This is a genomic window from Mesorhizobium sp. M7A.F.Ca.MR.148.00.0.0, from assembly GCF_003997735.1.
Taxonomy (GTDB): Bacteria; Pseudomonadota; Alphaproteobacteria; order Rhizobiales; family Rhizobiaceae; genus Mesorhizobium.
Map to the genome: position 1 here is coordinate 1 of NZ_RZTB01000078.1, position 8,754 is coordinate 8,754.

At 63.3% G+C, this 8,754-nt stretch carries 7 protein-coding genes and 1 pseudogene; 6 read left to right on the plus strand and 2 right to left on the minus strand.

From position 1 onward, the window contains the following. The 6 genes and pseudogenes from EOB49_RS37915 to EOB49_RS23460 form a co-directional block, all read left to right on the plus strand. A pseudogene (locus tag EOB49_RS37915) lies at positions 1-173 on the plus strand (ABC transporter permease); the annotation flags it as partial. A 66-nt stretch (positions 174-239) separates the two neighbouring features. Beyond that, positions 240-1,280, plus strand: a complete 1,041-nt coding sequence (locus tag EOB49_RS23440) for a sugar ABC transporter substrate-binding protein (RefSeq protein ID WP_127382364.1) — start codon at positions 240-242, stop codon at positions 1,278-1,280. 81 nt (positions 1,281-1,361) lie between these two features. Further along, positions 1,362-3,485: an SMP-30/gluconolactonase/LRE family protein gene (locus EOB49_RS23445; RefSeq protein ID WP_127382365.1), complete on the plus strand. Its 2,124-nt coding sequence runs from the start codon at positions 1,362-1,364 to the stop codon at positions 3,483-3,485. Continuing rightward, positions 3,482-4,531 carry a hypothetical protein gene (locus EOB49_RS23450; RefSeq protein WP_127382366.1) on the plus strand — a complete coding sequence of 350 codons (1,050 nt, stop codon included), beginning with the start codon at positions 3,482-3,484 and terminating at the stop codon, positions 4,529-4,531. Before EOB49_RS23445 ends, EOB49_RS23450 begins: the two co-directional genes overlap by 4 nt. Then, positions 4,531-6,027 (plus strand): sugar ABC transporter ATP-binding protein, encoded by a 1,497-nt coding sequence (locus tag EOB49_RS23455; RefSeq protein WP_127321472.1) that lies wholly within the window; start codon positions 4,531-4,533, stop codon positions 6,025-6,027. The genes EOB49_RS23450 and EOB49_RS23455 overlap by 1 nt, the downstream gene beginning before the upstream one ends. 251 nt (positions 6,028-6,278) lie before the next feature. Next, positions 6,279-6,686 (plus strand): carboxymuconolactone decarboxylase family protein, encoded by a 408-nt coding sequence (locus tag EOB49_RS23460; RefSeq protein ID WP_127321473.1) that lies wholly within the window; start codon positions 6,279-6,281, stop codon positions 6,684-6,686. Between the two features lie 4 nt (positions 6,687-6,690). Here the strand turns inward: EOB49_RS23460 and EOB49_RS23465 are convergent, their stop codons facing one another. Then, the gene (locus EOB49_RS23465) at positions 6,691-7,578 is read right to left on the minus strand and encodes an amidohydrolase (RefSeq protein WP_164781780.1); all 888 of its coding nucleotides are present in this window, start codon (positions 7,576-7,578) and stop codon (positions 6,691-6,693) included. After that, entirely contained in the window at positions 7,578-8,714 is a 1,137-nt protein-coding gene (locus EOB49_RS23470; protein WP_127382368.1) for a VWA domain-containing protein, read from the minus strand. The genes EOB49_RS23465 and EOB49_RS23470 overlap by 1 nt, the downstream gene beginning before the upstream one ends. Between the last annotated feature and the right edge of the window lie 40 nt (positions 8,715-8,754).

Below are 8,754 nucleotides of genomic sequence, written 5' to 3' on the forward strand. Positions count from 1 at the left end.
ACGTATTGGTGGGGGCGGCGCTGATCGGCATCCTGCTCAACGCCATGACCATCATCGACATCCCGCTGCTCTACCAGAACCTGATCAAGGCCGCGATCCTGCTCGGCGCCATCATCGTCGACGGCATCATCAATCCACGTGACGAACAGACCGCACAGCAGGGTGACATTTAGTACCTGAACGGCGGCGGACGGTTGGGGCCGGCCGCTGATAACAAAACCCAAACCAGAGGATGTGACATGAAACTGATCAGAACACTCATGGCAGCGGCCACGGCGCTTGCCCTTGAGCGCCTGTGCGTAAGCCGCTTCGTGGCGCCAACCTTTGCCGCCGACGATCCTGGCCCGGCGGCTTACGCACAGGCGCTCAAGGGCAAGCGCGTCATGCTGGTGCCGATGGCGATGGGTTTCGACCTGGCACAGGGCTGGACGCATTTCCTGAAGAAGGAAGTCGAAGCCTGGGGCGGCACCTTCGAGACACGCGATCCGAACTGGGTCGTCGACGCCGGCGCGCAAGCGATCACCGACGCGATCTCGTCGGACACCAGGCCGGATGTGCTGATCATCCATTCGCCGGACCTCAATTCCTATGCCAAGCTGATGAAGAAGGCGCAAGCCGCCGGCACCTATGTGATTTTGGTCGACAATCCGGCCAATTTCCCGGCCGACGCCTTTGTCGGCAGCGACTGGGACCGGCTCGGGCAGCTCGAGGCCGAAGCGGCGATCAAGGGCTGCGGCCCGAACTCCTCCAAGAAGCTCGGTTTGGTGCAAGGCGACCAGGCCAATTCGTCGAGCCTCTACCAATATGCCGGCATCATGAAGGTGCTGGACAAGAACCCCGACTTCAAGGTGGTGGCCAAGCCGGATTCCAACTGGGACGCGACCACCTCGCGCAACGTGACGACGACGATGCTGCAGCAGAATCCCGACATCTGCGCCATCATCGATTTCTGGGACGGCGATGCCACCGGCGCGGCTGCCGCGATCCGCGACGCCAAGCTCGACGGCAAGGTGTTCCTGGTCACCACGGGCGGTGGCGAGAAGGCGGCCGATTGCGACAAGCTGCAGGACGGCACCTATGGCGCTGTGGTGATGACCGATCTTGCCCGCCAGTCGGGCGACATGAACGCCATCATCAAGTTCCTGCTGCAGAGCGGCCAGCCGGCCGGCACCTCGCACACCTACATCTACACGCTGGAGAAGGCGACGACCAAGGCTGACCTGAAGCCCGATAGCTGCTGGGACTTGAAGGCCCTGCAGGCCGAAGCGGCGGCGAAGTAAGCCAAGCCTCTTCAATCGATATCGATGAGGTGGTCGGATTGCTGGCCACCTCTTTGTCTTTTCTCTTGCAGCAGTGACCTGATGTCCTTTCGCGAACGGCTCCAGTCCTGGCGCTACAATCTCGTGCCCGACCATGTCGTCGGTGAGATCCTGACCAAGCGCTGGACCGACAACGCCATTCCGTTCCTGGCGCTGGTGGCGACGCTGGCAACCTTCGGCTCGCTCATCCCGGGCTTCTTCAAGCTGACGGCGCTGCAGGATTCGACCCGTCAGCTCGGCGAATTCTCGCTGATCGTCACCGGCATGACGGTGGTCATGCTGGGCGGCGGCATCGACCTGTCGGTCGGTTCGATCTTCGCGCTCTCCTGTTTTTCCGCGGTCTATGTCTTCTTCATCCTCGATCAGTCCGTGTGGCTGGCGCTTGCCGCATCGATCGCCACAGGATTGCTGTTCGGTGCGATCAACGGCTATCTGGTCGGCTATTTCAGGCTGCGCGCCTTTCTCACCACGCTAGTCACCTTCATCTTCGGCCGCGCGCTGTTCGACATCCTGGTCACCACTTATGCCGCCGATGTGCAACTTTCCGGCGCCACCTCGGACGTGCTGGATTTCATCGGCGACGGCACCTTCTGGGGGCTGTCGGTCTCGGTGTGGCTGGCGATCATCCTGGCCATCGTCACCCATATCGCGCTGACCCGTTCACGGCCGGGCTGGCACGTGCTGGCGGTCGGCGGCTCCAGGCGCTCGGCGCACAATGCCGGCATCCGCGTGCGCCGCACCGTGTTCATGACCTACGTCTTCTCCGGCTTCTGCGCCTCGATCGGCGGCTTCCTCATCGCTTGCCGGCTGAGTGGGGCAGGGCCGGGCACCGGCCTCAATCTGGAAATCATGGCGCTGACGGCGGCGGTGGTCGGCGGCGTCAGCCTTGGCGGCGGCCGCGGCTCGGTGATCAAGGGGCTGATGGGCGCCATCATTGTGCTGACCATGACCAACGGGCTGATCCGGCTGGGCTATGGCACCGGCACCAACCAGATGGTGCTGGGCATCATGCTGGCGGTCGCGGTGACCATCGACATCCGCTGGCTGAAGAACCGCCACAAGGTGCTGAACGAGGTTTATGTCGCGCCGGTCTATCTCAAGATGGGCGAGACACAGTCGGCCGCACCTGGTTCGGGCACACCCTACGAGCTCGACAACCGGTTGTCCGCCGCCGACCATATCGGGCTTGGCGAGCTGGAGGGGCCAGAAGACGTCATCCTCGACCGCGACGACAATCTCTATTGCGGCACGCGTCATGGCGAGATCGTCCGTTTCTTCGCGCCAGACTATGTCGAATCGGAAGTGTTTGCCCATATAGGCGGCTTCCCGCTCGGCCTCGCCTTCGACAAATCGGGCAATCTGATCAGCTGCGTCGGCGCCATGGGGCTCTATTCGGTCTCGCCGGATCGGGAGGTCAAGCGCCTGTCGGCGGAGACGTCGCGTTCGTGGACCTCGATCGTCGACGATGCGCGTTTGCGTGACCCCAATGACTGCGACATCGCACCCGACGGGCGCATCTATTTCACAGACTCGACCAAGCGTTACGACGCACATGACTGGGCGCTGGATTCGATCGAGAACCGCGCCACCGGCCGGCTGCTGGTCTACGATCCGAAGGATGGTTCGACGAAGACGCTGCTCGACGGTTACCGCTACACCAACGGTGTGTGCATGGCGCATGACGGCAAGTCGCTGTTCTTCGCCGAAAGCTGGGCCTGCCGCGTGCATCGCTACTGGCTGGAAGGGCCGAAGGCCGGCACCGCCGAATGCGTCATCCGCGACATGCCGGGCTATCCCGACAACATCAACCGCGCCTCCGATGGCAATTACTGGATGGCGTGGCTCGGCATGCGCACGCCGAGTTTCGACCTGTCGCTGCGCCATCCCGACATGCGCAAGCGCATGACGCGCCGGCTGCCGCAGGATGAATGGCTGTTCCCCAACATCAACACCGGCGGCGTGGTCAAGTTCAACGAGAAGGGCGGCATTGTCGAGGCGATGGGCGACCTCACCGGTGGCGCGCACCCGATGGTCACCTCGATGCGCGAGCACAAGGGATATCTGTTCGTCGGCGGCATCCTCAACAACCGCATCGGCCGCTACAAGATCGCAGGCGCCGACCCGAACTGGACCAGTCCCGCTTCCTATTGGGGAGCAAAGCCATGATCCTCGATCCGATGCTTGGCCTGTTTCGCGGCAAGGCGGTCACCATCCCGCCGCTCGACGGCGCTTTTCGCCCCAATACGCGGCTGGATGATGCGGCGGCTTTCGCCGAGATGACGGAACCAGACAATCTGCTCGTTACCGGTGACAGGCTGCTGGCCTCCAGCGGCAACGCCATCCATTCGATTGCGGCTGGAGCGGAACCTGTCGTGGTCGAGACTTTTCCGTCTGCCGTCACCGCGCTGGCGCTGTCGCCATCCGGCGAACTGACGGTCGGGCTGGAAAACGGCAAGTTGCTGATTGGCGGCAGCGACGTTTCGCTGCCGGCCGGGATCAGCTGCATCACCGCACTTGCCTATGCGGATGACGGCACGTTGTGGCTGGCCAATGGCTCGGCCGAGCACGCGCCGTCGCAATGGGCCGCCGATCTGATGAAGAAGGGTGCCTCCGGTTCGCTGTGGAAGCGAGACGCCGCGGGCGGTGATTTCCGCAAAGTCGCCGGCGAGATTGCCTTTCCCTATGGCCTGCATCCAGTCGGCAGCGATGTGCTAGTCAGCGAAAGCTGGCGTCATCAGTTGGTGCGTTTCGATGGCGCGACGGGCAGCCGCTCGACGGTTCTGACGCATCTGCCCGGCTATCCCGCGCGGCTGTCACCTTCCGCCGATGGTGGGGCGTGGCTGACCCTGTTTGCGCCGCGCAACCGGCTGATCGAATTCGTGCTACAGGAAACGCATTACCGTCAGGACATGCTGAGCCAGGTGCCGCCGGCCTACTGGATCGCGCCAGCGCTGGCCTCCAGCCGCAGCTTCCTCGAGCCGCTGCAATGCGGCGGCATCCGCACCATGGGCATCCACAAGCCATGGTCGCCGAGCCGCTCCTACGGGCTGGTGGTCAGGCTCGACCAGAAGATGCAGCCGCAATTCAGCCTGCACAGCCGCGCCAACGGCACGCGCCATGGCATCTGCAGCGTTGCGGAAAAGGACGGTCTTCTGTTCATCGCCTCCAGGGGCGGCGACTGCATCCTTTCCGTCCCCACGGGAGGTTTCTGATGGAACCGATTGTCCGTCTGGAGAATGTCACCAAGAACTACCGCGGCGTGCCCGCGGTGAAGAATGTCAGCTTCGACCTGCGCAAAGGCGAGATCCACGCGCTGCTTGGCGAGAACGGCGCGGGCAAATCGACGCTGACCAAGATCATCGCCGGTGTGGTCGAAGCCACCTCGGGCAAGATGTTCCACAGGGGGCAAGAGATCGCCTACGCCTCGCCGCACGCAGCGCTTGAAGCCGGCATCGCGATGGTGTTCCAGGAGACGAGCCTGGTGCCGTCGATGACTGTGGCGCAGAACCTTTATCTCGGCACCGAAAAGTTCCTCAACCGGCTGCGCGGCACCTACATTTCGGCGCAGCAATTCCTGCAATCGCTGAACTTTCCCGTCGACCCGAACGCCATGGTGGCGACGCTGGGTGCTGCCAAGCGGCAGATGGTCGAGATCGCGCGCGCGGTGCACCACAATGCCGAGATCATCATCTTCGACGAGCCGACGGCGACGCTGACGCCGGAAGAAAAGCGGCACTTCTTCGCGCTGATCCGGCGGCTGAAGGCGAGCGGCGTCTCCATCGTCTTCATCAGCCACGCGCTGGAAGAGGCGCTGATGATCGCCGACCGCATCACCATCCTGCGCGACGGCGAACTGGTCATCACCGACGACACGTCTGCTTTCGACCGCGACAGGATCGTGTCCGCAATGGTCGGGCGCACGCTGTCGGGGCAGATCTACCGGCAGCGCGACGAAGCGAAGCTTCGCAAGGCGGGCAAGAAGGTGCTGTCGGTGCAGGACATCTCGATGAGCAATGTCGTGCGCAACAATTCCTTTTCGATCTTCGAGGGCCAGATCACCGGTGTGTTCGGGCTGATTGGCTCCGGCCGCACCGAAACCTTCAAGATCGTCTCCGGCATCTACAAGCGCGACTTTCTGCGCGGCGGCGCCATCGAGCTCGATGACAGGCCGGTGCGCTATCTCGTGCCGAGCGAGGCGGTGGCCGACGGCATCGTCTATGTTACCGAGGATCGCAAGAGCGAGGGCATCTTCGAGACGATGGGCATTGCCGAGAACCTGTTCGGCGGACTGCTGGCGGCGGGCCGGGAAAAGGCCTGGGTAATCAATGCGCAGGAAATGCGCGCGCTCTCAGCCGAATGGACGAAGACGCTGAACATCAAGGCGATCAACGACAATGCGCGCGTCGTCGAACTGTCCGGCGGCAACCAGCAGAAGGTGGTGATCGGCAAGGGGCTGGTGCAGCAGCCGCGCATCGTCATCTTCGACGAGCCGACGCGCGGCGTCGATGTCGGCGCGATCGCCGAGATCCATCAGATCATCAACCGGCTGGCCGACGAGGGCCTGGCCGTCGTCGTCATCTCGTCCTACCTGCCGGAGATCATGAACCTGTCCGACCGCATCCTGGTCTGCCGCCAGGGCCGTATCGTCGAGGAGTTTTCGCCGGCCGAGGCGACGGAGGAGAAGATCATGTACGCGGCGGTTCACTAGGTTTTTTGGCTGGTGGTCGGTGGTCCGCATACGTTGGCGATTTGGCGAAGGCCTCTACCTCATCGTCATCCTCGGGTCTCCGCGACGGCGCTTCGCGCCTGCTTCGCCCGTGGATGACGAAGTTTAGGTGGCTCGGCTAATCTTCAACGCTATTGCGGGCCAAAAACTGAGTCAAAGAAGCTGGTTAGCCGCCTTTGCTCGAAACTTGATTCAACGGACCAGTTCATCGATCGAAGCGAAAGGACCACACCATGGCCACAGCAAGACTCTTAACCGATGCCGAAGTCGAAAAAATCCCGGCCGTGAAAGCCGTCTTCGACGACATCCGCGCGACGCGTAAATCCGATTTCGTCAACAATTTCTGGCGCGGTCTGGCCAATGATCCTCCTGCGCTGAAGCGGATCTGGGAACAGTTGAAGGTGGTGATGGTGGCCGACAGCGCCATCGATCCGCTGACCAAGGAGATGATCTACATTGCTGTCTCGACCGCCAATGGCTGCTCCTACTGCGTCCACTCGCACACGGCGGCGGCCCGCGCCAAGGGCATGACCGATGCGCAGCATGGCGAGCTGGTGTCGATCATCGGGCTGGCCGGCCAGACCAACCATCTGGTGACCGCGATGCAGATCCCGGTCGATCCGCAGTTCGAGGTGAAGTGAGGCCTCACACCGGCCGGTAAACCTTCTCCGCCGTGTTCCAGAAAATATCCGCCTCCGCCGCCGCACCATGCCTGGCCACCGCATCGCGGTGCGCCTTGATCAGCTCGGCGTGGCTGGTCCACAGTTTTTCGATCGGGAAGTTCGAGCCGAACATCAAATGGTCGGCGCCCAATATCTCGATCGCGTTGTCGACGATATAGGCAATCAGCGCCGGGTCGTTGCGATGGACGAAGGTGCCGAGGCCGGAGAGCTTGGCGTAGAAATTGGGCGCCGCCGACAGCGTGCGCAGGCCTGCCTTCCAGGCTTCGGTGGTTTCCGGCTCCATGCCGGTCAGCATACCGGCATGGGTGAGGATGAAATTCGTCTCCGGGTTTTCGCCGACCAGCGTCAGGCCGTCCTTCATCTGGGCGGGGAAGAGCTGCAGGTCGAAGGAGAGGCCATAGTCCTTGAGCCGCGCCACATTGGCGCGCACCTTGGGGTCGATCACCTGGTCGGCGGAGGCGGCGAAGCGGAAGGCCGGGGTCTCGTGCCAGTGCAGTTGCATGCGCACGCCGCGCAGCAGCTTGTATTTCATCAAGCGATCGATCTGCGGCCTGATATCGTCGACGGTCATGTCGGTATAGCCGACGATGGCATGCGGCCAGCCGGTTTCGTCGGATGTCTTCTGCAGGAAGGCGACTTCCTTCTCGAAATCCTCCTTGGCCCAGTTGGTCTGGACATAGACGGCCTTTTCGACGCCTGAATCCCTCTGGTCTTCGAGAAATTCCTCGATCGGGTAGTCGCGCCGGATCGGCTCGTAGGGACCGAAGATGCGCGGCACCATCGGCCCGACCAGCCAGGGCTGGTCCTTTTGGCGCCAGATGTGGAAATGCGCGTCGATGGCTTTCTGCATCACGAAACCCTCTTCCAGATTGTCGCCGCCGCTGAAGCAGGGCGGGCGAGCGACAGGATGAAATCGGTGAGGCTTTTCACCGACGAGCCATCGACGAGGTCGTCCAGGTCAGGCAGGATGGCACGAAGTGCAGCCGTTGCCGGCCGGAAGCGCGGGTCGCCGGCTAGCGGTGTGGCCAGCGACAGCCGGAAAGCGCGGGCGCTCAGCCGTCGCATGGCTGTCTCCAACTCGCCATGATCGCCGCGCTCCAGCGCGTCGGACAGGATCACGACCGTGGCACCGCGTGCAAACGACGAAAAGCGCGGCACCGAGAGGAAGGCGAGCAGCGTCGGTCCCATGCGGGTGCCGCCGTCCCAGTCGTCGACCTGGGCAGCGGCGCGCGCCAGCGCCTGGTCGCGGTCGCGGATGCGCAATGCCGTGGTGATGCGCGTCAGCCGCGTGCCGAAGGTGAAGATCTCGGCGCGGTCGGCACCTTGCACGGCCGCATGTGCCAGCTTGAGATAGTCCGCTGTGTGCAGCTTCATCGAGCCGGAAACGTCGATCAGCAGCAGCAGCTTGCGCGGTACGGTCTGGCGGCGGCGTAGCAGTGGCGAGGGCACGTCGCCATCGGCGCTGACGATTTCCCTCAGCGACCGGCGCAAATCGAGCTTGCCGCGCGAGTGGGTGCGTACGGTGCGGAAGGAGCGCCGGGCTGGTAAAGCGGTCGAGAGTTTGCGACGAAAGGCGGTCAGCCTGTCATCGTCGCGCTGGAAGTCGCGGGTACTCAACTGCTCCAGGGCCGAAGAGAGGTCGCCGCCCTCTTGGCTTTGTTCGGCCTCGAGCCGTTCGTCGTCGGCGCCGCCATCATCCTTGATGCGAGTTTCCTCGTCGGCGTCGCCTTCGACCACGGCGGACGTATTGCCATAAAAATGGCTCTGGAAATGCGCCTCGAATTCGTCGCGGCGGTCGGGCGGCGGCGCCAGCGTGGCAAGGGCGGCCTCGCGGATGTCGGCCATCGAGCGCGGCCCGAGCAGGGTCACCGCCTGCATGAAACCGGAGACCTGCTCGGGGGCGATGGCGAAGCCATAGCGGCGCAGCAGCCGACCGAAGCTGAGGAAGGGCGCAGCGGCGCGAGGCAAGCTTGTTTCCCGCATCATTGCGTGGCGCCCCCCTCTGTCCTGCCGGACATCTCCCCCT

Bases quoted from the DNA above. Each gene is read 5' to 3' on its own strand.
- EOB49_RS23440 (WP_127382364.1), top strand. From the start codon at position 240: ATGAAACTGATCAGAACACTCATGGCAGCGGCCACGGCGCTTGCCCTT.
- EOB49_RS23445 (WP_127382365.1), top strand. From the start codon at position 1,362: ATGTCCTTTCGCGAACGGCTCCAGTCCTGGCGCTACAATCTCGTGCCC.
- EOB49_RS23450 (WP_127382366.1), top strand. From the start codon at position 3,482: ATGATCCTCGATCCGATGCTTGGCCTGTTTCGCGGCAAGGCGGTCACC.
- EOB49_RS23455 (WP_127321472.1), top strand. From the start codon at position 4,531: ATGGAACCGATTGTCCGTCTGGAGAATGTCACCAAGAACTACCGCGGC.
- EOB49_RS23460 (WP_127321473.1), top strand. From the start codon at position 6,279: ATGGCCACAGCAAGACTCTTAACCGATGCCGAAGTCGAAAAAATCCCG.
- EOB49_RS23465 (WP_164781780.1), bottom strand. From the start codon at position 7,578: ATGCAGAAAGCCATCGACGCGCATTTCCACATCTGGCGCCAAAAGGAC.
- EOB49_RS23470 (WP_127382368.1), bottom strand. From the start codon at position 8,714: ATGATGCGGGAAACAAGCTTGCCTCGCGCCGCTGCGCCCTTCCTCAGC.